Source organism: Lysinibacillus boronitolerans JCM 21713 = 10a = NBRC 103108, assembly GCF_000772935.1.
GTDB classification, from domain to species: domain Bacteria; phylum Bacillota; class Bacilli; order Bacillales_A; family Planococcaceae; genus Lysinibacillus; species Lysinibacillus boronitolerans.
Genome location: NZ_JPVR01000069.1, coordinates 1 through 22,680 on the forward strand (window position 1 = coordinate 1; position 22,680 = coordinate 22,680).

Sequence of the window (22,680 nt, forward strand, 5' to 3'; positions counted from 1 at the left end):
CCTCATCTTGCAAAGCTGCTTTTTCTGCCTTTGACATTATCTTTTTTCAACAACATGAGAGCCTTCTCCAAATTTGAGAAGGCTCTTTTTAATAGAAGAAACTCATTTTATATTTCATTATGTGATTTTGGTTTTGGTCCTAGCTCTTCAGGTTCGATATCAGCGAATGTTTCGCCTTCTTCTTCTAGGTCACGCATACGATGTGCAATACGTGAAGCCGCTGAAGCTGCTATACTACCAACCAAATCATCTAAGAACGTGTTGACATGATGTCCGGGTTCTGTATCTAGTTTTTTTATAATCCCTATTTTTTGCTTGTCTAAGTGACCAAAAGTAGTAACGGCAATGCTGCCATATGTAAATACAGATCCTAGTGCGATTGTTTCGTCTACGCCGAATAAACCTTCATCTGATTCGATAATTTGTTGTAGTGGTGAAGATAATAATTTTTTCTCTGCTAATTCATCTAATTCAATTCCTACTAATAAAGCATGTTGCACTTCTCGCTTACGTAATACCCGTTCAACAGAATGAACACAATGCTCTAGTGTTAAACCTTCATTATAGGTTTTTTGCATTTCGTAAACAATTTGCGCGATATCCTCTATCGCTACACCTCTACGAATTAACGCGGCATGAGCTGCCTTTGCTACTTCGTCAGAGTGCACACGAATACTTTTATTATGCATAATTAACCCTCATTTCGATTTTTATTGCTAGTATAATGCTAGCCCAACCTATTATACCTTTACTTACGTAATATGGTACAATTTTGTTACAAACACAAGAAGGAGTGTCATCATTGGATAAGGGAACAGTACAGGATTTAACATTTTACAGTGAGTCATTACAGGAAGAATTACAGCTTTATATTTATGTTCCTGCAAATTATTCTCCACTATATAAATACAACATTTTGATCGCATCAGATGGTAAAGATTATTTCCAACTTGGCGGTATTACAAAGCTAGCTGATGAACTGATTGATGATTATGAAATCGAAAATTTAATTATTGCATTTGTTCCTTACAAAGACATAAAAGATCGACGTCATAAATATATTCCGAGCGGTGAGCAACATGAAGCCTATCTTCGCTTTTTAGCACATGAGCTAGTACCGTATTTAGATCGTGAGTATGCCACTTACCAAATGGGTATGAGTCGTGGGGTAATTGGTGACTCTATGGCTGCTACTGCTTCCTTAATGGCTGCTTTAAAGTACCCAAGCATCTTTGGCAAAGTCATTCTACAATCACCTTATGTAGATGCTGATGTATTAAAGGCCGTGGAAAATTTTAAAGATCCAGGATCTATTTCTATTTACCATATCGTAGGCAAAGGCGAGGATCGGGTTGTGACAATGGATAAAACCATCAAAGATTTTTTAACACCTAATCGTCAATTGCATGATCTCATGATAAATAAAGGGTTTACTACATTTTATGACGAGTTCGATGGTAATCATACATGGAAATATTGGAAACCAGACCTTCGACGTGCATTAATTGAAAATTTCAATTAATATGAAGCGATTCAAATTACGAAAACTGAAATTTCTGTTATACTTAATTAGAAAAATTGTTTATTTTCGGGAGGTAATGGACTATGAAGTACGGTATTGTGGCATTTCCATCAAAAAAATTGCAAGATTTAGCGAATACTTATCGTAAACGATACGATCCTCATTATGCAAAGATTACACCGCATATGACATTAAAGGACAGCTTCGATGCGTCTGAAGAAGAGATTCAAACCATCGTCAAGCAATTAGATGAACTTGCTGCCAAATATGCACCTTTAAACATTCATGCATCTCGCATTAGTTCGTTTTTCCCTACAACAAATGCGATTTACTTCCGCATTGAACCAACAGAACAATTAGCAGCATTCCAACATGAGCTTCAAGAAAAAATCCCTCATGGGGAAATGAAACATGTATTTGTTCCACATATTACAATCGCTCAAAAAATGACAGACTCAGAACATGATGACATTTTTGGTCAATTACGCATGACGGGCGTTGATGAAAAAGATACAATTGATCGCATTCATCTTTTATATCAATTGGAAGATGGTTCATGGACAACATACGAAACATTCCGTTTGTCTGGAGCTGAGTGATTGTTGTATACCGTTAAAATTGTTGAAACAAAGCAAGAACACGATGATGCCTTTGCCATTCGCAAAAAAGTATTTGTTGAAGAGCAAGGTGTTCCGCTTCATCTAGAATGTGATGCTGAAGATGCAACTGCAACACATTTTATTATGTATGATAACGATGAGCCTGTTGGAGCAGCACGTTTACGCAGTATTGACAACAACACAGCTAAAATTGAGCGTGTTTGTATTTTACAATCCCAACGTGGCAAAAAGTTAGGCGCATTAATCATGAAGGAAATGGAGAAGCATGCTATTTCCATTAATAAAAAAACCTTAAAACTTCATGCACAAAGCTATGCTATTCCCTTCTACGAAAAGCTAGGCTTTACAGTTACCTCACCCGAGTTTATGGATGCAGGTATTCCACACCGTGCTATGGAGAAGAACATTTAATGAAAGGGTGTTACGATATTTATAATGTCGTAACACCCCTTTTTTATGAGACGAATTCGCTTGCCACCATTTATCTACTCTATCGTAACAAGCTGCATTGCCAAGTAGATATGCCATGCGCTACTTCATCATTCTAGTGATTTTATCGAAATCTAGTGATGCTCCATCTTGAATAATAGATTGTACTAATTTATCTTCTAGCTCTTGCGTAATCGATCTGTTAGATATTTTAGCAACTCGTCGTACAATTTTTCTTACTTGCTTTTCACTGGTAAAATCCGCATGTTGAATGGCATTGGCTAATGCGAAGATTTCATCCATCGATACACCTGTTTTTTGCTCAATCGAATTAAAAAACGAGCGATGCATGTTTTCCCTCCTATCATTAAAACTCAAAATGACCTTGCGTCTTGCACGAAACATTTCGCAAATGGTGGAGGCCTTAACTTTATTTAGATTTTCCTAAATAAAAGCTAAAGCCTTTATTATGTTCATCAAATTAGATGTAAGTAGCGCCAACAATAATTAATAAAATGAATAGTACAACAATTAGAACAAATGTAGAACCATAACCATAGTTGTTGCCTCCAGAGTAACCTCCGCAGTAGCTATTGTTCCACCCACCAACGTTATTTCCATACGGTTGTGAGCCCCAGCCTTGGTATCCCATAAAAGCACCCCTCCCTTCTACAACCTATAATATGTTTCGGTCGTAAAAATGGGAGGGGTATTCGTCTAGTCAATATTTCCTTTTGGTCTAAATATTAATGCACCAATAAAGCCGAACACAATAGCAGCACTGATTCCTGAGCTTGTTACCTCGAACATGCCTGTTAATACGCCTACAAGTCCATGTTTTTCTGCCTCTGCCAGAGCACCATGTGTTAATGAATTCCCGAAGGATGTAATGGGTACTGTCGCACCTGCTCCAGCAAAATTAATTAATGGCTCATATAAGCCCATACCATCCAATATAGCGCCTACAACTACTAACGTACTTAATGTATGTGCAGGTGTTAAATTGCCAACGTCCATTAATAATTGGCCTATGACGCAAATAATGCCTCCAACAATAAATGCAAATATAAAAGTCATAACCATGTTTTTTGCCTCATTTCATCGTAATTTCTATCGCATGTGCCGTACATGGAATCGTCTCGCCTTGCTGATAGGATAGCGGGGATAATAGCGCCCCCGTTGCTACTAGTAATACTCGCTTATAGCTCCCTGCACGCATTTGTTGAATAACATAACTAAAAAAAACAGCTGCCGAACAGCCTGCTCCACTTGCACCAGATTGGAATGCTTCATCCTGTCCATAAAATTCAGCACCTGCATCACGTAATAACGTGAGCTCTTCATTTTTCACGCCATTTTCTACAAGCATTCCTTTTAATAGCTTTAAGCCAAGCTGGCCCAAATCGCCTGTTAAAATTAAATCATAATGATAAATTTTTTGGTTTCTCTGTTGTAAATGAGATTGAATCGTCTGAAAAGCTGCAGGTGCCATTGCAGCACCCATATGGAAAGGATCATCCATACCATAGTCAACGGACTTGCCAATTGTTGCTGCTTCTATAGATGGATACTCCTCGCGATGTTTCCCAATTAACGCATAACCAGCAGCAGTTACAGTCCATTGAGCTGTTTGTGGTTTTTGTGCTCCATAATTGATCGGGTAACGAAACTGGCGTTCAATTGCATTATGTTGACTGGAGGCACCTGCTAATGAAAAATTAGCAGCACCTAACTCTGTTAATAGGCATGCAATAATTACTGAAGAAACGGAAGTGGCACATGCAGAAAATAGTCCAATAAAAGGAATTTCTAAATCTCTAGCAGCAAAATTAGTCGGTGTCATTTGATTGACTAAATCTCCGCCCATCAAATAATCGATATCACCTTTTTGTACACCCATTTTTTTCATAGCATATTCACAGGCCTCTTCAATCATTTTGCGATGACCCTGTTCATTTGTTTTCATTTGCCAACGTTCATCATCATAAACGGAGTCAAAATACTGACTAAAAACACTCCGATTCTCTAAAGGACCCGCTACCACTCCACCAGCTAAAAGAGAGGGCTTCGTTTGAAATAAAATTACCATGAAACCACTCCTATCGTTACGAGGATATACTTAATGAGTGCTACAAAAAACGCAGACACTACACCAAATAATACAACCGATCCTGCTAATTTAAATAAATTTCCGCCGACTCCCAATACTAACCCTTCAGAACGATGCTCAATAGCTGCCGAAACAACAGCATTACCAAAGCCTGTTACTGGTACTGCCGATCCAGCCCCAGCAAATTGACCAATTCTTTTATAAAGGCCAAGACCTGTTAAAATCATGGAAAAAAACACCACTGTTGCAACAGTTGGATTTCCTGCTGTCGCCTCTGTAAAATTGAAGAAAATAATATAAAAAAGAGACACAGCTTGACCAATTGCACAAATAAAACCACCAACGAAAAAGGCCTTTGCTACATTCTTTAAATAAGGGGGCTTTGGTGTAACATTTTGCTCTAACTGTTGATATTGCTCTTTTTCCATTTATGTCTCCTCCTTTGCAAGTTCTTTTAGTTCTGTAATTTTATCGCTTAATTTAGTATCTTCCATCTGATCCTTTTTTATTTTATTGGCTTCATAAAAAATTTTGTAATCAGCGGAGACAAACACATCCTTGTTTGGATATTTCTTTTCAAATTTCTTTTGCAACTTTTTCTCTAACTTAGTTTTTTTCCACTTCTCCAATGGTTTAATTTGTACTGCAACAAGCATACTATCGTCATATTGGATAACCGTTGAACGATCAACATAGTCTTCTTCTTTTATAAGGGCTTCGACTTCACTTTCATTTTGTGTAGACCCATAGACGATAAATTTTTCCTTTTCAGCACAACCATTTAACAGCGATAAAACAACTAAGAGAGGTAACGTCATTCCTAATAGCCTCAAGTTTTACCCTCCTTTTCTTTACAGTTTCTCCACACATAAAAAAACTATTCATTCAAAGAAATACACAAAAGCCCGAGTCCAGTTTTCAAAAGTACATATTGTAGAAGTAGTAACAAGGAAAGGGGGTGACAATATGGGTTGTGGTAAGCCAACAAATCCTATTGGACCAATCCATTCAGCAGGCTGCGTTTGTGACGTAGTTCGCGCTATTTTAGATATTCAAAATCAAGCGGTGCGAGATGAGTGTTCTCCATGTACAGCAAACTGTTTCTTAGAACCACTAGGCGGGATTGTTAGTCCTGCACGCTCACAAGCAGATACACGTGTCTTCATGTTAATTACAAAAGATGGTACTCCTTTCAAAGCATTCTTTAACTCTCCAACAGCAGATCCTTGTATTTGTACGTCCGTATTCTTCCGTGTAGAAGATATGTTTGATGAATGCTGTGCTACTTTACGTGTTTTAGAGCCATTATGTACATTTGACTCTAGTGAAAGTACAGTAGACTTACTAAGCAAAGATGGTTGTTGTATCAACATGAAGAAAATCTGTAAAGTAGATGACTGGAGCTCAACAGATAGCTGTATTACTGTGGATTTATCTTGCTTCTGCGCTGTACAATGTATCGCTGATGTTGACTTAGGGATTTGTGACTAATTCTTTCACCTTTGACACACACACATAAAAAAAGTGTACAGCATCCTCTGCTGTACACTTTTTTTATAATGTTGGCAATTTTCTTCCACGCCAAAGTATTTGCTGTATATCTTCAAAATGAATAGTTTCCTGTATTTTTAATTCTAATGATGTAAGCATTAAGGAATCACTCTGTACGTCTGAAGCTGTCCCAGTTAATTTTCTACCATCCTTTAAACAAACTAATAGTGGCTGATAGGCTCTCTGACGAAATGGTTTTTCTAAAAATTGGAGCTGTTTCAGTAAATAAGGATCTATTTGTACATCATCTATTGGATCATTTTTTTCTTCAGCTATTTGCTCATCGAACATATTGTCCTTTACATAGACAGATGTACTTTCATCCAAATCAAGTTCATGTAACACCTTAGAAATATTTAAAAAATAAGATGGTGATTTTATAAACAAGCGTGGTTCTTGATCCACTTTACTCACTTCCCTTTTTTCCATACAATATGCGGAAGTAAGCAAATTGGTTCTTAGCCTATTTGGCTTAAGAAAACTGTCGCTAAACCCAAATAAATTAAAATACTTGTAATATCATTTAAAGTTGTAATAAAAGGTCCTGATGCAACAGCAGGGTCTATTTTTAGTCGATGCATTAACAATGGAATAAATGAACCTGCTAATGTCGCCACTAAAATGGAACCACAAAGTGCTGCCCCTACTAACATGCCTAGGACAAGTTCATGTTTCCAAAAATAAACGATCCCAATAACAATTAATCCACAAACTATGCCTGACATTAAGCCAGTACCTGCTTCACGTAATAGTAACTTGAATTTACTATGTTCTTCTACATCGCCTGTTGCAATCCCTCGAATCGCCACGGCTAATGCCTGTGTTCCACTATTCCCTGACGTTCCAGAAATTAATGGAATAAAGACGGCTAGTAAGGCTACCTTATCTAAAGTATCTTCAAATTGCCCCATTAGGTTAGCTGTTAACATACCTAAAAACAGTAGAACCACTAGCCAAGGCAAACGTTTTCTAGCCGCTTGGAATGGTGTTACATCAAATTTATCCATATCCGAAATACCAGCTAATTTAGAGTAATCCTCAGAAGCCTCTTCATCAATAACATCAATAATATCGTCAACCGTGATAATACCAAGTAATTCTCCTTTATCATCAATAACAGGTGTCGCTAAGAAATTATAATCCTTCATAATTTGTGCGACTTCTTCTTGGTCATCCCCTACATGTACCATCACGACACGTTCATTCATAATTGAACGAATAAGTGTATCCTCGTCAGCAATGATTAAATCTCGTAAAGATATAACACCCGTCAGACGATGTTCTTCATCCACTACAAAAATATAATAAACAGTTTCTGCATCTGGTGCCTCTTTACGCAAAATGGCCATTGCTGAACGTACTGTTGAATTTTCTGGTATAGCGACATATTCAGTTGTCATGATAGAACCGGCTGTATATTCATCGTATCTTAGTAGCTCATTAATATCTTCAGCCGCTTCTTCATCCATCATTTCTAAATAGCTTTCACGCTGTGCCGTATCCAGTTCATTTAAGACATCTGCCGCATCATCCGCATACATATGAGAAAGCATTTCTGCACCATATGATGGATCCATTTCAGCAAGATATGCTTTATATTCATCATCTTCAATATCGATTGCCTCAAAAATATCAGCCATTTCTGTCGGAGACAAGAACGAATAGATGATTTTCCTTATATCAGGTTCCACCTTTTCATAAAACGTTGCCTGATCATATGGATGAAGTTCTAAAAACTCATCACGGAATGCGTCAATATTATGTGCTTCTAGCATTTCTCGTAGATGTGCCTCATCAAATTGCACATCATCCTTTTCATTTCTTTCCTCTATCATGCTTGTCCCCTCCTTCCGAGCTTTCAATCATTTTACGGGCAATGCCGTAAATCTACCTTCTATATAATAGAGTGTATTGTACCTTTTCTGCAAACTCTTTTTTAAGTTATTTTTATGAGTAGTTGAGCAGATTTTTATAAAATTCAATATTACGCCTAAAATCATGACGATTCTATTTTACTATACCTTACCTTTGTCACTTTGTTATGAATAAGGTGTAAAAATAATCTACTTCTCTAACATACCCTCTGGTTAATGGTCGTTAACGCGCAGAAAAACAATACGTTTTCAAGCATACGATCTGGAATAGCTGTTAACAACTGCCCTCCAGAAGAATTCGCCAGTTTAACCTTAATCAAAAAATGATAAGGAGATGCTCGTTTGTGCGAACATCTCCTTCTAAAATTTATGCAGAAGATTCCTTCAGTAACCTTTGCATGTCTTCATTTAGCATACTTGTAAAATGTAATGGCACACTTGTTAATGGATGTTCCATACTTAAAGATACACAATGGAGTGCTTGTCGATCAATCTGAAGACGGCTACCCCCATAAAGGTCATCACCAACAAGTGGATGTCCGAGATGCGACATGTGCACACGAATTTGATGTGTACGCCCTGTATGCAGTTGAAGTCGTACATGTGTCATTGGTTCAGCACCTAGTAAAAAGCGCTTCAGAACCTTTACATCTGTATGTGCATATTGCCCATCTTCTCGTACTTCTCTTTCAATAATACTAGCTTCTTTACGACCAATCGGCGCTATAATCGATTGAAAATTTTGTTCGATATGTCCATGTACAATGGCTTCATATTGTCTTGAAATCTCCCTACTACGCTGAGCAAGCCCTGTTAAATGATGAATATGAGCATGCTTAGCTATACAGAGTAAACCTGATGTATCACGGTCCAGCCTTGTAACAATATGAGCCGTAGAATCCAATCCTTGTTGCTGGAAATAGCCACAAACTAAATTAGCAATGCTGTTCGTTGGATGCTCTCGTGAGGGGATCGTGCTTTGGTGAGCTGGTTTGTTGAGCACTAAGATGGCATCGTCTTCGTAGACAATGGTCAAATCGCCATGCTCGATAGCAAGCCCTTCACTTTTTTCTTCAGGAGGAAACGTTACTTTCACACAATCACCAGCTTGCAGGATATGCCTTACATTACGTTCGACATCATTCACAGTCAACATACCACCATCGAATTTAATAGCGGTTAGAGCTCGCTTAGAAATACGCCACTCTTGAAGGGCTTCTCGTAATAGTTGGCCATTTTTCTTCGCCACAAATTGCAATGTAAATCGTGTATCCATATTATTCATTTGCAACAAAGGATTCATGCACTCGCTCCCAAAATGGGAATGGTCGGAAACGGGCAAAACGTACTTTTTCATTTGCTACATTAAACGCTATCGCTTTGACATCACCTTGTGTAATTTGCAAGTGATCAACAGTCATATTAAAATTTTGTTCATTTACAGGACGCAATACACAATGATGGTGCGCTGGCAAAATTAATGGTGATCCTACTGTTCTGAACACACGGTTATTAATTGAGGCAATTTCAGTAACTTGAAGTGCTGCAAGTGTAGGATGTATGATGGCCCCACCTAGTGCTTTATTATAAGCCGTACTACCCGACGGAGTGGATACACAGAGGCCATCTCCACGGAAACGTTCAAACTGATTGCCATTTAACTCAACATCCATTACAAGTGTAACATCTGGCGATTTGACTGTTGCTTCATTTAAAGCTAGATACGTATTTGATTCGGCATTATGATGCTCTACCTTTACTTCCAGCAGTGGATATTCCACAACATTAAAATCCTTTTTAGCAATGGATAAAACTAATTTTTCTAATTCAGATGGTTTCCAATCCGCATAAAATCCTAAATGCCCAGTATGGATACCAACGAATGCTACTTGGTCTAATAAATGAGCGTATCGATGAAAGGCATGCAATAGCGTGCCATCTCCTCCAATTGAAACAACAATTTCTGGCGTCTCTTCATCATAGGTTAAGCCAAAATCCTGTAAATAGGTTTTTGCAAGTTCCATCAGCTCATTGGATTGTGCATCTCTACGTGATTGAATCGAAAATTTCATTGTGCGTCACGCTCCTTCTCCGTTAGTAAATTAGGATTCGATGCTTCTTTATATTCGCTAAAGTAGGCCTGTGCCTCTTGAATTTCACTGCGAATGGATGACATTTCCTCATCCAACCGAAATGCCGCCTCGGCAGCACTTTGCAAGCGATTCTTAATTTCTTCTGGGAACATGCCTTTATATTTATAATTTAAAGAATGCTCTATTGAAGCCCAGAAATTCATGGCCAGTGTACGGATTTGTATTTCCGCTAATACTACTTTTTTTCCTTGAATAGTTTCAACAGGATACTCCACAATCATATGGTAGGAGCGATAACCACTAGGCTTATTATGTGTAATATAATCGCGTTCTTCCACTACACGCATATCTTTTCGCTGTCGAATAAGCTCAGTTACCGTTGAGATATCATCAACAAATTGACACATAATCCGAAGGCCAGCAATATCGCCAAGTTCATCACCAAGTTGTTTAGAAGGCTCAAAAGCTAATCCTTTTTCTAACGTTTTGTCATATATACTTGCTAAAGGCTTGACACGTCCTGTGACAAATTCAATTGGCGAATTGGCATTTACAATACCAAATTGCGAACGCATGCCCTTTAATTTTACTTTTAATTCGTCTACTGCTTGTTTATAAGGACTTAAAAATATTTCCCATTGTCCCATTGTAAAAACCTCCCGACAATCGGTATCGAACACCACCGTCTGTTCGTTTTGTCTTTCTATTCAGCGAGAATAGCCTTGAAGTGTTGCTCCACTGCTTGGACAAATTCTGCCCCATAATTGTAATTTCCTTCAATATTATACACGAGCATTTCCAATTCCTCGTAGAAATTTGTCAGCTCAATCACTTCTTCACCTATTCGTAGCAATGGATTTTTCCCTTTTTGTAAAATATGTACAAGATTCTCCCAACTACTCGGTGGAAAACGCAAGTAATGATAGTCGTCACCTGCATCAAGTAAATAAATAAATGCAAAATCATCTGAATCTGCAATGAGTTGTCCAGCAGGTTTTAACTGTAAATTTACTTCATTGTCGTTTAAACTAAAATGAAGTTGATCTTGTTCAAAATTCGATGTATCTATTGTATAAATTTTACGCACATGCGGTTCCCCTTTTCGTTGTACTCTTCCTCTTATTTTAGCACACAGGGTAAATAGTTGCAGTGTGTAAATATTAATTCGAGCGAAACAACGGATGAAAAATAAAAAATAATTAGGTGATAATAAATGACACAAGAAATTGAGATTGAATTTAAAAATCTATTAACAAAACAACAATACGAGCAATTATTACAAGAGTTCCACATTAGCCAAGATGCTATTCATCGTCAAACAAATCATTATTTTGACACACCTAATCAAGCAATTCGCAAACTACAAAGTGGTCTTCGTATTAGACAAATTGGTAATTATTACGAATGTACGCTCAAAGAGAAAAATGCTGAGCATGCTCACCTTGAAACAACGGATAAGATAACAGCAATAGAGGCGCAACAAATGTTAGATGGCAAAGGATTTTATGCCCAAGAGGTAGCTAAAAGATTAGCTCTCCATCATATTCCTTTAGAACAATTGCATGTATTTGGTTCGCTCACTACAGATCGTGTCGAAATTCCATACAAAGAGGGACTTCTTGTTTTCGATCATTCTTTCTATTTGCAGTGCGACGATTATGAGGTAGAATATGAAGCAAAAGATGCAATAAAAGGAAATATAATTTTCGACAGTTTTTTACAACAATATGGTATTGATAAGCGACCAACTGATAAAAAAATCGCCCGTTTTATGAAAGCACTAAAAGCACAAAATTTATAAAATTATAAAAAGGAAGGTGTCTGACTCCTTGGATATTCAATCATTAAAATCTTTACTAGAAATTCAGGCATTGCAAACACTTGGATCTAGCGAAAGTTCATCCACAGACAATGAGTCTATTTTTTCAGACATGATTAACGAATTATTAGGAGAAACGTCGACAGCAAGAAATGCTAAATTATCAAGTTTGCTTGCTACAGGCACATCAAATAATTCAAATTTCATCAATCAGCTGGCTACTTCTGAGCAAAGTCCATTAGAATCATTTCTTTACAAAGGCTCTAATGCCGTGTTCATACCTGAATCAGTCAAACAAGCTTTAGCAAACACATATGCTACTAACAAACTTGAATCCTATGTTTCAGACGATGTAATAGGTTCTACAGCATATGCCAATTCACTAGCAGGAGCAAATGAATATACGGCCATTATTGAAAAAGCAGCCACTACTTATCAGATACCTGCAAAGCTTATTGCAGCAGTTATTAAACAAGAATCTAATTTTAATCCAACTGTAGTAAGCCATGCAGGGGCGCAAGGTTTAATGCAACTTATGCCCACAACAGCACAATATTTAGGTGTAACTAACGCTTTTGATCCAGAGCAGAATATTATGGCTGGAGCAAAATATTTGCGTCAAATGCTGGATAAGTTTAATAATGACCCTACATTAGCATTAGCAGCCTATAATGCTGGCGCATCTCGTGTTACAAAATATGGAGGAATTCCTCCTTTTAAAGAAACACAGAATTATGTCAAAAAAGTGATGAATTACTTTACAGTGTAATCGCATTTTTCCCGTTTTCTATGTCATTTCCAACAAATTTCACCCATAGTGGTGAAATTTGTGCTTTTATAGCGAACAGCAATTCGAAAGAGCTCTTTGTTTGTGTTAACGAAAAGACGTTGATAGAATGAAGGTAGTCACAAGAATTTCACATTTTGATGAGGATGAAGTATACAATATGGTACTTTACGATATAAAGAATTAAAGGAGCATATAACTTATGAGTCGAAAATACACTGTTCCTTATGAGGAGCTGGGAGCTGAAAAACTGTCAGAACTCATTCATGCGTTCTATAAAAGAGTTGCTCAGCATCCTGATCTTATTCCAATCTTTCCAAAGGATTTAACAGAAACAGCCCGTAAACAAATTCAATTTCAAACACAGTATTTAGGGGGTCCAAATCTTTTTACTGAAGAACATGGTCATCCAATGATGCGTGCACGTCACATGAATTTTCCTATTACACCTGACCGCGCTCAAGCTTGGCTAGAGTGTATGTCAGAAGCAATGGATGAGGTAGGTTTGGAAGGGAAGTTCCGTGAAACTTATTATCAACGTTTAGTATTAACAGCTCATCACATGGTTAATACGCCAAATGACGATGAGGGGGAATTGTTACGTGAATAATATTCAAATGTTGCAAGAGCCAACGCCAACGATTTCTACTGCAAACAAGCCAATTGAATTGTATATTTTCGTAGATCCACTTTGCCCTGAAGCTTTCAGCATGCAAGCAACTCTTCGTAAATTACAGCTTGAATACAACCATTACTTCACATGGCGCTTTGTTTTAAGCACAGAACTTACTTCTTTAAACTGCTTAAGTAAACGTGTCAAAGGTTGTATTTCAGGAATCGAACTTGATATTAATCACCCTGTTTTACCTTCTATCGCTATTAAAGCCGCTGAATTACAGGGGAAGCGTGCAGGTGCACGTTATTTATCAAAACTACAAGAATATGTATTATTAAGTCATCAAGATGTAAACTCCTATGCAACGCTTTTAAAAATAGCTGAGGATGTTCAACTCGATATGAATGAGTTTACTGTTGACTTTGGTTCTAAGGAGGCAGCACGTGCTTTCCAATGCGATTTATATATTAAACGCGAAATGGAAGTGGAAGAAGTACCAAGTATCGTATTTTTCAATGAATGTATTGAAGATGAGGGACTAAAAGTTAGTGGTAGCTATTCCTATGAAGTTTATGAACATATTTTACAAGAAATGCTGAATGAACAGCTTGTTCGTCAGCCATTACCATCAATAGAGGACTTATTTTCTAAATTCCATACTCTTTCTACTAATGAAATAGCTTTTATCTATTCATTAACAGAGCAAGCAGCAGAGCGTGAACTAAAGAAACGTATGCTGCAACAAAAGATCGAACGAATCCAGACTACTCACGCTACGTTATGGCGTCTTAAATAATACAATAAACCAAAGGGACTCCAGTCATCATGATGGAGTCCCTTTTTAAGATAACGCAAAATACAAAGAAGCGCCTCTATCCTCGACCGATAGAGACGCTTCTTTTTCACAAAGGGGATGGGAGAAATGTTCACGTTCAAACAAAGGGGTGTATGTTTGTTTTGTGATTTATTTCACAAGAATTACTCTATCACGGAATAATATATTTAGCAATGAAACCAATACTAGATTCACAAATTTGTCAAATAGAAAGCGATTACAAACAGTATTTTTCCAAGATGCACACTTTAAACCTATTTATAAATCAAAAAAAATCATTATTCTTTCCTTTTCAATTATGCTGTTATAAAAAAAACGGGCTATAGGAACATTCCTATAGCCCAATCAATTAGTTATTCAACAATAATTTCTCCAGTTCGTTTAAACGTTCTTCAAATACTTTACATGCATCTTCGATTGGCTTAGCCTCGTTCATATCAACGCCTGCTGCCTTTAATACTTCAATAGGGAAATCAGAGCATCCTGCTTTTAAGAAGTTATTAATATAACGTTCTACAGCTGGTGCACCCTCCTCTAAAATTTGTTTACTCAATGCTGTAGCGGCGGATTTACCCGTCGCATACTGATAAACATAGTAATTATAGTAGAAGTGTGGGATACGAGCCCATTCTAAGCCAATTTCCTCATCCACTACCATATCATCACCGAAGTACTTTTTGTTTAATTCATAATAAACTTCTGTTAAACGATCTGCTGTCAACGACTCACCGTTCTTATCCATTTCATGAATAAGATGTTCAAACTCTGCAAACATTGTTTGTCTGAATACCGTACTTCTAAAACCATCTAACCAATGATTTAATAAGTAGATCTTTTGTTGTGGGTCATCAATTGTTTTCAGTAAATAGTCATTTAATAACTCTTCATTACAAGTAGACGCTACCTCTGCCACAAAAATAGAATAATCTCCATAAACAAATGGCTGGTTGTTTCGTGAATAATAACTATGAACACTGTGGCCGAATTCATGTGCTAATGTAAATAAATTGTTCACATTGTCTTGCCAATTCATTAAAATATACGGATTCGTACCATATGCGCCTGATGAATAGGCTCCACTACGCTTCCCTTTATTTTCTAAAACATCGACCCAACGGTTATCCAGTCCGTTTTGAACGATGCTTTGATATTCCTCCCCTAATGGAGCTAAAGCTTTTACTAAAATATCTTTCGCCTCATCATAGGAAACCTTCATTTCCACCTCTTTAACAAGTGGCGCAAATAAATCCCACATATGCAATTCGTCTACGCCCAATAATTTCTTACGCAACGAAATATAACGTTGCATAGCTGGTAAATACTTATGAATTGTTTCCACAAGTTGATCATAGACAGTTTCCGGGATGAAGTTATTAGACATGGCAGCGTGGCGTGCAGATTCATAATGACGAATTCGAGCACTTACATTATGCTTCTTCACATTACCAGTTAGCGTAGCCGAGAACGTATTTTTAAACTTGCCATACGTTTCGTACATCGCTTTAAATGCGCCTTCACGTACAGAGCGATCCTTGCTCTCTAAAAACTTGATATAGTTACCATGTGTAAGTTGTACTTCTTCCCCCTCTTCATTTTTCACATGAGGGAATACCATGTCGGCATTATTTAACATGCTAAACGTATTAGATGCTGAACCCGTTACCTCAGACATTTGTGCTAGTAATGCCTCCTGTTCAGCTGGTAACACATGTGGACGTGCCATCGTAATTTCTTTTAAAGATTGCTTATATAGTTGTAGGTCTTGATTTTCTGCTAAGTAGCCCTCAATCGTTTCTTCATTTAATGACAGGATTTCTGGCGTTAAATAGGAAAGGCCAGCTGAGATACTCGTTGCCAATGTTTGTATACGGCTGTTCATATCTTGATAAAAGCTATTAGTCGTATCTTGATCATAACGCATATGAGCATATGTGTAGAGCTTCATTGCACGTTCATATATATGATCATGATACTGCAAAGCTGCTAATAATGCTTCTGCCCCATTATTTAAAGTACCTGCATAGCTAGGTGCTTGTTTAGCAAGCTCTGCAACCTCCTTCAATTCTTCTTCCCAAGCTGCATCTGTTGCAAAGATATCCTCTAAGCGCCATGTTAATTCTTCTGGTACTTCTTTTCTAACCAAAACCTGATTACTGTTACTAGCCATTATGCCAGCCCCCTTTATATGTGCTTTTTTCCTTTTACTCTCATATTTTCTCAGTATATTGTGGCAATTGCAAATAAATGTACATAGACTTGCTCACAATTATCTAGTAAATCATCTTCATGGTTCATACGCTTAAGTAGATGCCCATAATTTTGAATAGCCCTTACTGCTTGTTCGGTTACTTCTAGCTGATGCTGACATAAAAAATTTTCCATCTGTCCCCTTGTTAATTCAAATGGTTGACGTCCTAATTGTTTACTAAAATATACTAGCATCGTTTGCCATTCACTCGTGAACAAAGAGATAGATGCTCCTTCTCTCACTGGAATCCCAATGTAAGGCGGCATCGCAGTAAGAGAAAGATTTAATTCATAGCAATTACGTAAAAATGGATCTTGTGCTCCCTTCTTGCTATGTAAAAGACGATTAGACGCAAATTGCCTACAACTCTGTTTATAGAGCTGCCAATAGCGTTGAAATTCTTCTTGAGTAATACGTTGAGGTATATAAAAAGGAAAAAGTTGTTGATCGATCGGAATTTTCTGTACTTTACCTATGAAAGTATGCCCGTGAACATGAAGAAGATTCGTCCAATAAATAAATTGGGCTGTCCCCGCGTTGTATGTTAGTAAATAAGGCAAGCCTGTTGTCGTTGTTATAAACGCTTTTTGAAGCAATGGAGAGATTCTAATTTTTCTGATGCCGTTGGTGGATTCTTTGCTTTGTGGAGTTTGAAATAGCCAAATTGCTTGTATATCGTTTCTTTCATAGCCCATTGTTCGTTGTCGCCATTTTTCATGAGAGATTGAACTACATTGAAATTCAACTGCGAACTGCTCCTCATCTATCGTAACGAGCAAATCAGGTCGCTGAGAAAGCTCTTTTAAATAGGGCTCTAATTTCACCTGATGTCCATGCTTTTTGAGCCATTCATAATAATTGTATTTTACCTTGTAAATGTAATGTAGATTCACCTTCTGCGAATAGCTGTGAACATTGGTTTTTTGTGAAGTGCGCAAAATGAGGAATGTTATAGTTACCTATTTTCAATTGAACTTGTTCTAAACATTGAGGGCAAAAAAATTTCATCTGCCGCCTATATCGCTGCAAAGCTTTCCTCGTATATTGATATGGGAGAAATAGTTGCTGTTGATTGTTATAGGCAATAAGCATATAATCAGCTCCTTTTTTAACAACTATAATGGAATGGATTTTCACTAACAAAAATAAAGCAGTTTTTTCTTGAAATTTTAAAAATGCGATGTTATTTCTGTGATGTTGAAAGCATAAAAAAAGGACTGTAGTGAACTCGATTCATTTACGAGTTTCACTACAGTCTAAAATAATTAGTGGTTCATTGCCTATGCAAAGTATTTTCGCACTGTTTCAAAGCAATTGAATTCCATAATCTTTTCACCGTACTCCTCTAGACGATGAATTGTAAAATTGGATGGTGTTAAAAATTCCTTGATAACTGCATTTCTATCATGACGATTTAAATCCTCATCTGCGTTTCCGAAATCAACAACTAGATAGTACCAATTTTCATATTTGAATAATGAGGAATCCACTAATTCATCTGTCATTCGTTTTGCGACAGGGATTAACTCATCAATATCTTTAAATTTATAAACATAAATGTCTGTATCCATAAATAATTCTGACTCATCCATGTCACCAAATTGAGTTAGTTGGCTAAGAAGATCCTCTCCAACTTCATCGAATGGCGCAAACATATCTTTGTGTTCATCAAAATTCGAATGACCATCTAATGTTTCACCGTCTTTTAAAATATGTGCACGTGTGACAATGATTTCTAAGCCTACTTCAGAAGCATTGATATGAATCCAAATCGGACCCTCTACATCAAAATAATCCTCCGTGTTTACTTCATCAATCATATCCCAAAAAAGTTGTTCACCCTTTGCTCGATTGTACCAAATTTCTTCACGACTATAGCCGCGATCCTCTATATCATTGTACGTAATAAAGAGCTTGAGTGTATTTTCATTTACACGTTCGATGTCCACTAGACCTCATCTCCCTTCACTGTCATATGTCGAAAAACAGTTTTGTTTCATTAGTATGCTTTTATTCTTTGTTTTTAACCTTCATACTGCATTTGTTTTTCAACCTTTGACCACACTACAGTAAAACCATCGAGTAACCATAAACATGAGTTTTTGTGTTCACAGTTGTCTCTAACTCTATTGTATGCTGTTCTGTCATAAAATGAAAAGGATATACACCGTTTCACAGAAGATATTTGAATTATTGAAATTGTAGTAAACTATTTAACTTAAATCAAGTTTAACATACTTTTACGGAAATATATGACTTTTCCCTATTAATTATTATACTTCATATAGAAGGTTTTACAGAAGTAAAACATAAAAAAAAGATGTCACAACATGTATTCCACATTTGTAACATCTATTACATATATTATTCAGAAAAGAAAGGTTTAATTCACCATTCGTTGCGCTTCTTGTAATTGATATGCTCGAACTTTTCGAGGTAAGAAACGACGAATTTCATCTTCATTGTAGCCAACCTGCAGACGTTTTTCATCTAAAATGATTGGTCTACGTAATAATCCAGGATATTCCTGAATTAATTCATATAAACGCTGTAATGGTAAACTTTCAACGTCCACATTTAATTTTTGGAATATTTTCGAACGAGTAGAAATAATTTCATCTGTTCCGTCTTCTGTCATACGTAAAATTTTTTTTATTTCACTAATGCTGAGTGGTTCAGAAAATATATTACGTTCTGTATATGGAATTTCGTGCTCCTCTAACCAAGCTTTCGCTTTACGACAAGAGGTACAACTTGGTGATGTAAATAGGGTTACGATCATTCTGACACATCCTTTCATTTCAAAATCATTATCTATAAACCAGAACCAGTGTGTTAAATTAGAATTAATGTAATGTAAAATACACAGTACCATTATACAGTACTCTGCTGTATTTGAATATAGTTCCAATAAAAAAAGTCTGAACCTATCCCTAAATATTCTGTCTATTTATACAGCTTTTTAATGTAGTGTATTTTCTTCAAGCTTATGTGCTACTACTACCATTCCCACTTTTAGAGCATTTTAAACATCCAAACATCTATCTTAGTTGTTCTCATTTAAGAAAAATAAACGAGAAAATTGTCATTCCGACGTGTACACCTCAATAATTTTTTAATAAAAAAATATAAATTTATAACAAAATTACATAACAAAAAAAGCATATAATTTTTTCTCGAAAAAAAACACCGTCAAAAGTCTGACTTTACACAAAGGAATCTTTATAATATAATTTTTTGCAATCAAATCAATTTGAACAATTTAAATTGAGAAAAACGCTGACGAAGAGTAGTACATATGCTAATTCACGTATAGAGAGTCTGTGGTTGCTGCAAACAGATCGTGGATGCATGTGGAATGGACTTCCGAGTTAGCTTTGTGAACGCTACTTGAAGCTATTAGCAAAGCTCGTCCCTTCACGTTACGAAGCTGAGTGGCCTTTCTAGGCAAGCTGGGTGGTACCGCGGATTCAAACATCATTCGTCCCTTCATTAGAAAAAATCTAATGAGGACGCATGATGTTTTTTTGTCTTCATCAGTGAAGACAACGCTGCTGACAAAATGTCACAGAAATTGAATTCGAGGAGGAAATTTTAATGACAACAATTTTTTCTGGCGTACAGCCTACAGGTATCGTAACTTTAGGGAACTATTTAGGAGCATTCAAGCAGTTCCCAGCACTACAAGATGAAGGAAATGCTATTTATTGTATCGTTGATCAACATGCCATCACTGTTGCACAAGATCCTAAAGAATTACGAGAAAGTATTCGTAAGCTTGCTGCTACTTATATTGCTACTGGCATTGACCCTAAAAAGTCTACGTTATTCATTCAATCAGAGGTGCCAGCACATGCTCAGGCAGGATGGATGTTACAGTGCGTTGCGTCTATCGGTGAGCTAGAACGTATGACACAATTCAAAGATAAATCACATGGTAAGGAAAGCGTATCTGCTGCACTTTTAACATATCCACCGCTAATGGCTGCGGACATTCTACTTTATAATACAAATATAGTCCCTGTCGGCGATGATCAGAAGCAGCATATTGAGCTAACTCGTGATCTTGCAGAACGCTTTAACAAACGTTTTGGTGATGTTTTAACGATTCCAGAAATTCAATTACCAAAAGCAGGTGCACGCATTAAATCCTTACAAGAGCCAACTAAGAAAATGAGTAAATCCGATCCAAACACGAAAGCAACAATCCGTTTATTAGATACTGCGAAAGACATTGAGAAAAAAATTAAATCAGCTGTAACAGACTCTGACGGTATCGTTGCATTTGACGTGGAAAATAAACCAGGTGTTTCAAATTTATTGACAATCGAATCGGCTATTTCAGGAGTAGCCATTGAAGATTTAGTCAAAAAATATGAGGGAATTGGCTATGGTGGATTCAAGCAGGGTGTAGCAACAGCCGTAATCGAACACTTAACACCTATTCAAGAAAAATTCTATCATCTAGTAGAATCATCAGAATTAGATGTCATTCTAGATGAAGGTGCTGAAAAGGCGAATGCGATTGCTAGCGCTACATTAAAACGTATGGAAGATGCTATGGGTCTTGGTCGCGCACGTCGCTGAACTTATGGCTTGTCTGAGGAACGATCAAAGCCTAAATCAAGCACAACTGCGCAGATGATAATACAGGCTCCTACTGCCATATAAAATTCTGTTGTTTGAAAAATAAATTTGAAAACAACCTTCCATGAATAACCTAGTGTGCGGTAATTTAAATACAATATAAGATTCCCTACTGAGAGGATCATTAAGCCATAACTTACTAAAAATAAAAAGAGACGAAACATAGTAGTGGCATCCTTTCTACTTCTTCTTACTTATCATTTATTCACAAAACTATAAAAAAAGACGTCAGCCATTTAAATTCGGCTGACGTTTTTTATGTTTACATATTATGCTTCATATTTTTTGAATAGAAGACTTGCATTGTGACCACCAAAACCAAGAGAATTACTCATTGCATATTGAATATTTGCTTCTCTTGCTTCGTTTGGAACATAATCTAAATCACATTCAGGATCAGGATCTTTTAAATTGATTGTAGGTGGTAAGATCCCTTCTTTAAGAGCTAATGCTGTGAAAATAGCTTCCACACCACCAGCTGCGCCTAATAAGTGACCTGTCATAGATTTTGTAGAGCTCATAGCAAGGTTATACGCATGATCACCGAATGCAGTTTTAACAGCTTGTGTTTCGAATAAATCATTGTATGGCGTACTCGTACCATGTGCATTAATATAATCAACTTGTGATGGCGCTACACCACCATCTGTTAATGCTTGCGTCATGGCACGCGCTGCGCCTTCACCCTCTGGAGCTGGAGCCGTAATATGATGTGCATCGCCTGTTGCACCATAACCTAAAACTTCAGCATAGATTTTTGCACCACGAGCTTTTGCATGTTCATATTCTTCTAAAATAACGATACCCGCTCCTTCTCCGATAATAAAGCCATCACGGTTTTTATCGAATGGGCGACATGCTGCTTGTGGATCTTGATTTAATGATAATGCTGTATTGGCACAGAAGCCTGCCACAGCCATTGTTACGATTGGTGATTCAGCACCACCCGAAATCATGACATCAGCATCTCCACGTTCAATTACTTTAAAGGCATCCCCAATAGAGTTTGTACCTGAAGCACATGCCGTTACAGAACAAGAGTTAATTCCCTTTGCACCAAAATGAATGGATACTTGACCTGAAGCCATATCAGGAATCATCATTGGGATAAAGAATGGGCTAACACGTCTTGCACCACGCTCTTGGAATGTTAAAAATTGTTGTTCATATGTTTCCATTCCACCGATACCAGAACCAATCCATACACCTGCACGTGGAGCTAGCTCTTCATCAATTGTTAGCTGTGCGTCTTCCATTGCCATAATCGAAGCAGCTAATGCGTATTGTGTGAAACGATCCATTTTACGTGCTTCTTTACGATCAATGTATTTTTCAATATCAAAGTCCTTCACTTCTGCAGCAATTTTTGCTGCAAAAAGGTCTTTATTTAAACGTGTCAGCTCACCAATGCCAGATTTACCAGCTTTAATGTTTGCCCATGTTTCTTCGATGCTATTTCCTAGTGGTGTAACTGCGCCAATTCCTGTAATTACTACTCGTCTTTTACTCATTGTCTTACTCCCCTCAAG

29 protein-coding genes and 1 other annotated feature are annotated in these 22,680 nt (G+C 37.1%); of the genes, 9 read left to right on the forward strand and 20 right to left on the reverse strand.

What is annotated here, in order from left to right; all coding sequences use genetic code 11:
• Positions 1–107: 107 nt before the first annotated feature.
• Positions 108–689 carry a phosphatidylglycerophosphatase A family protein gene (locus tag CD31_RS07745; protein ID WP_036076662.1) on the reverse strand — a complete coding sequence of 194 codons (582 nt, stop codon included), beginning with the start codon at positions 687–689 and terminating at the stop codon, positions 108–110.
• Between the two features lie 113 nt (positions 690–802).
• Between CD31_RS07745 and CD31_RS07750 the strand changes: the two genes are divergently transcribed.
• The 3 genes from CD31_RS07750 (at position 803) to CD31_RS07760 (ending at position 2,553) form a co-directional block, all read left to right on the forward strand.
• Positions 803–1,522, forward strand: coding sequence for an alpha/beta hydrolase (locus CD31_RS07750; RefSeq protein ID WP_016992695.1), 720 nt, complete (start codon positions 803–805; stop codon positions 1,520–1,522).
• A gap of 83 nt (positions 1,523–1,605) precedes the next feature.
• Positions 1,606–2,121 (forward strand): YjcG family protein, encoded by a 516-nt coding sequence (locus CD31_RS07755; RefSeq protein ID WP_036076666.1) that lies wholly within the window; start codon positions 1,606–1,608, stop codon positions 2,119–2,121.
• Positions 2,122–2,124: 3 nt separating this feature from the next.
• The gene (locus CD31_RS07760; RefSeq protein ID WP_026023480.1) at positions 2,125–2,553 is read left to right on the forward strand and encodes a GNAT family N-acetyltransferase; all 429 of its coding nucleotides are present in this window, start codon (positions 2,125–2,127) and stop codon (positions 2,551–2,553) included.
• Positions 2,554–2,673: 120 nt separating this feature from the next.
• Here the strand turns inward: CD31_RS07760 and CD31_RS07765 are convergent, their stop codons facing one another.
• The 6 genes from CD31_RS07765 to CD31_RS07785 form a co-directional block, all read right to left on the reverse strand.
• Positions 2,674–2,922, reverse strand: coding sequence for a stage VI sporulation protein F (locus CD31_RS07765; protein ID WP_004230969.1), 249 nt, complete (start codon positions 2,920–2,922; stop codon positions 2,674–2,676).
• 130 nt (positions 2,923–3,052) lie between these two features.
• Entirely contained in the window at positions 3,053–3,223 is a 171-nt protein-coding gene (locus CD31_RS22950) for a YjcZ family sporulation protein (protein WP_009374137.1), read from the reverse strand.
• A 65-nt stretch (positions 3,224–3,288) separates the two neighbouring features.
• Entirely contained in the window at positions 3,289–3,648 is a 360-nt protein-coding gene (spoVAE, locus tag CD31_RS07770) for a stage V sporulation protein AE (RefSeq protein WP_369823981.1), read from the reverse strand.
• Between the two features lie 16 nt (positions 3,649–3,664).
• Entirely contained in the window at positions 3,665–4,660 is a 996-nt protein-coding gene (locus CD31_RS07775; RefSeq protein WP_036076668.1) for a stage V sporulation protein AD, read from the reverse strand.
• Positions 4,654–5,109 carry a stage V sporulation protein AC gene (spoVAC, locus tag CD31_RS07780; protein WP_016994343.1) on the reverse strand — a complete coding sequence of 152 codons (456 nt, stop codon included), beginning with the start codon at positions 5,107–5,109 and terminating at the stop codon, positions 4,654–4,656. The genes CD31_RS07775 and spoVAC overlap by 7 nt, the downstream gene beginning before the upstream one ends.
• Positions 5,110–5,514 (reverse strand): YhcN/YlaJ family sporulation lipoprotein, encoded by a 405-nt coding sequence (locus CD31_RS07785; protein ID WP_244905055.1) that lies wholly within the window; start codon positions 5,512–5,514, stop codon positions 5,110–5,112.
• A 133-nt stretch (positions 5,515–5,647) separates the two neighbouring features.
• Between CD31_RS07785 and CD31_RS07790 the strand changes: the two genes are divergently transcribed.
• Complete coding sequence (locus CD31_RS07790) at positions 5,648–6,172, forward strand: CotY/CotZ family spore coat protein (protein ID WP_004230953.1); 525 nt, start codon at positions 5,648–5,650, stop codon at positions 6,170–6,172.
• Positions 6,173–6,235: 63 nt separating this feature from the next.
• Here the strand turns inward: CD31_RS07790 and CD31_RS07795 are convergent, their stop codons facing one another.
• The 6 genes from CD31_RS07795 to CD31_RS07820 form a co-directional block, all read right to left on the reverse strand.
• Positions 6,236–6,637, reverse strand: coding sequence for a hypothetical protein (locus CD31_RS07795; RefSeq protein ID WP_244905056.1), 402 nt, complete (start codon positions 6,635–6,637; stop codon positions 6,236–6,238).
• 53 nt (positions 6,638–6,690) lie between these two features.
• On the reverse strand, positions 6,691–8,067 hold the full coding sequence (gene mgtE / locus CD31_RS07800) for a magnesium transporter (RefSeq protein WP_036076671.1): 1,377 nt from the start codon (positions 8,065–8,067) through the stop codon (positions 6,691–6,693).
• Between the two features lie 406 nt (positions 8,068–8,473).
• Entirely contained in the window at positions 8,474–9,382 is a 909-nt protein-coding gene (locus CD31_RS07805) for an RluA family pseudouridine synthase (protein ID WP_036076821.1), read from the reverse strand.
• A 1-nt stretch (position 9,383) separates the two neighbouring features.
• Positions 9,384–10,178: an NAD kinase gene (locus CD31_RS07810; protein WP_016994338.1), complete on the reverse strand. Its 795-nt coding sequence runs from the start codon at positions 10,176–10,178 to the stop codon at positions 9,384–9,386.
• The gene (gene yjbM, locus CD31_RS07815; protein ID WP_004227437.1) at positions 10,175–10,846 is read right to left on the reverse strand and encodes a GTP diphosphokinase; all 672 of its coding nucleotides are present in this window, start codon (positions 10,844–10,846) and stop codon (positions 10,175–10,177) included. Before yjbM ends, CD31_RS07810 begins: the two co-directional genes overlap by 4 nt.
• Positions 10,847–10,902: 56 nt before the next feature.
• The gene (locus CD31_RS07820; protein ID WP_016994337.1) at positions 10,903–11,286 is read right to left on the reverse strand and encodes a UPF0738 family protein; all 384 of its coding nucleotides are present in this window, start codon (positions 11,284–11,286) and stop codon (positions 10,903–10,905) included.
• Between the two features lie 126 nt (positions 11,287–11,412).
• On the opposite strand from CD31_RS07820, the gene CD31_RS07825 reads away from it, so the two are divergent.
• The 4 genes from CD31_RS07825 (at position 11,413) to CD31_RS07840 (ending at position 14,217) form a co-directional block, all read left to right on the forward strand.
• Positions 11,413–12,000: a CYTH domain-containing protein gene (locus tag CD31_RS07825; RefSeq protein ID WP_036076673.1), complete on the forward strand. Its 588-nt coding sequence runs from the start codon at positions 11,413–11,415 to the stop codon at positions 11,998–12,000.
• 28 nt (positions 12,001–12,028) lie between these two features.
• Positions 12,029–12,787 carry a lytic transglycosylase domain-containing protein gene (locus tag CD31_RS07830; RefSeq protein WP_036076676.1) on the forward strand — a complete coding sequence of 253 codons (759 nt, stop codon included), beginning with the start codon at positions 12,029–12,031 and terminating at the stop codon, positions 12,785–12,787.
• 220 nt (positions 12,788–13,007) lie between these two features.
• The gene (locus CD31_RS07835; protein WP_004227447.1) at positions 13,008–13,415 is read left to right on the forward strand and encodes a globin domain-containing protein; all 408 of its coding nucleotides are present in this window, start codon (positions 13,008–13,010) and stop codon (positions 13,413–13,415) included.
• On the forward strand, positions 13,408–14,217 hold the full coding sequence (locus CD31_RS07840) for a DsbA family protein (protein ID WP_036076678.1): 810 nt from the start codon (positions 13,408–13,410) through the stop codon (positions 14,215–14,217). The genes CD31_RS07835 and CD31_RS07840 overlap by 8 nt, the downstream gene beginning before the upstream one ends.
• A gap of 388 nt (positions 14,218–14,605) precedes the next feature.
• Here CD31_RS07840 and pepF read toward each other — a convergent pair whose 3' ends face one another.
• The 5 genes from pepF to spxA all read right to left on the reverse strand — a co-directional run bounded on the left by pepF (position 14,606) and on the right by spxA (position 19,283).
• Positions 14,606–16,423 carry an oligoendopeptidase F gene (gene pepF, locus CD31_RS07845; RefSeq protein ID WP_036076680.1) on the reverse strand — a complete coding sequence of 606 codons (1,818 nt, stop codon included), beginning with the start codon at positions 16,421–16,423 and terminating at the stop codon, positions 14,606–14,608.
• A gap of 50 nt (positions 16,424–16,473) precedes the next feature.
• Complete coding sequence (locus CD31_RS07850) at positions 16,474–17,328, reverse strand: competence protein CoiA family protein (RefSeq protein ID WP_244905057.1); 855 nt, start codon at positions 17,326–17,328, stop codon at positions 16,474–16,476.
• A 25-nt stretch (positions 17,329–17,353) separates the two neighbouring features.
• A complete protein-coding gene (locus CD31_RS23830) occupies positions 17,354–17,596 on the reverse strand; it encodes a competence protein CoiA family protein (RefSeq protein WP_244905058.1) in 243 nt (80 codons plus the stop codon).
• Positions 17,597–17,784: 188 nt separating this feature from the next.
• A complete protein-coding gene (gene mecA / locus CD31_RS07855; RefSeq protein WP_004227456.1) occupies positions 17,785–18,453 on the reverse strand; it encodes an adaptor protein MecA in 669 nt (222 codons plus the stop codon).
• A gap of 434 nt (positions 18,454–18,887) precedes the next feature.
• Complete coding sequence (gene spxA, locus CD31_RS07860; RefSeq protein ID WP_025116803.1) at positions 18,888–19,283, reverse strand: transcriptional regulator SpxA; 396 nt, start codon at positions 19,281–19,283, stop codon at positions 18,888–18,890.
• A gap of 491 nt (positions 19,284–19,774) precedes the next feature.
• Positions 19,775–19,996, forward strand: a binding site (T-box leader).
• A gap of 105 nt (positions 19,997–20,101) precedes the next feature.
• Here spxA and trpS point away from each other — a divergent pair.
• Positions 20,102–21,091 (forward strand): tryptophan--tRNA ligase, encoded by a 990-nt coding sequence (gene trpS / locus CD31_RS07865; protein ID WP_016994331.1) that lies wholly within the window; start codon positions 20,102–20,104, stop codon positions 21,089–21,091.
• A gap of 2 nt (positions 21,092–21,093) precedes the next feature.
• On the opposite strand, the gene CD31_RS07870 is transcribed toward trpS, so the two are convergent.
• Positions 21,094–21,315 (reverse strand): YuzI family membrane protein, encoded by a 222-nt coding sequence (locus CD31_RS07870; protein ID WP_016994330.1) that lies wholly within the window; start codon positions 21,313–21,315, stop codon positions 21,094–21,096.
• Positions 21,316–21,420: 105 nt separating this feature from the next.
• Complete coding sequence (gene fabF / locus CD31_RS07875; RefSeq protein WP_016994329.1) at positions 21,421–22,662, reverse strand: beta-ketoacyl-ACP synthase II; 1,242 nt, start codon at positions 22,660–22,662, stop codon at positions 21,421–21,423.
• Between the last annotated feature and the right edge of the window lie 18 nt (positions 22,663–22,680).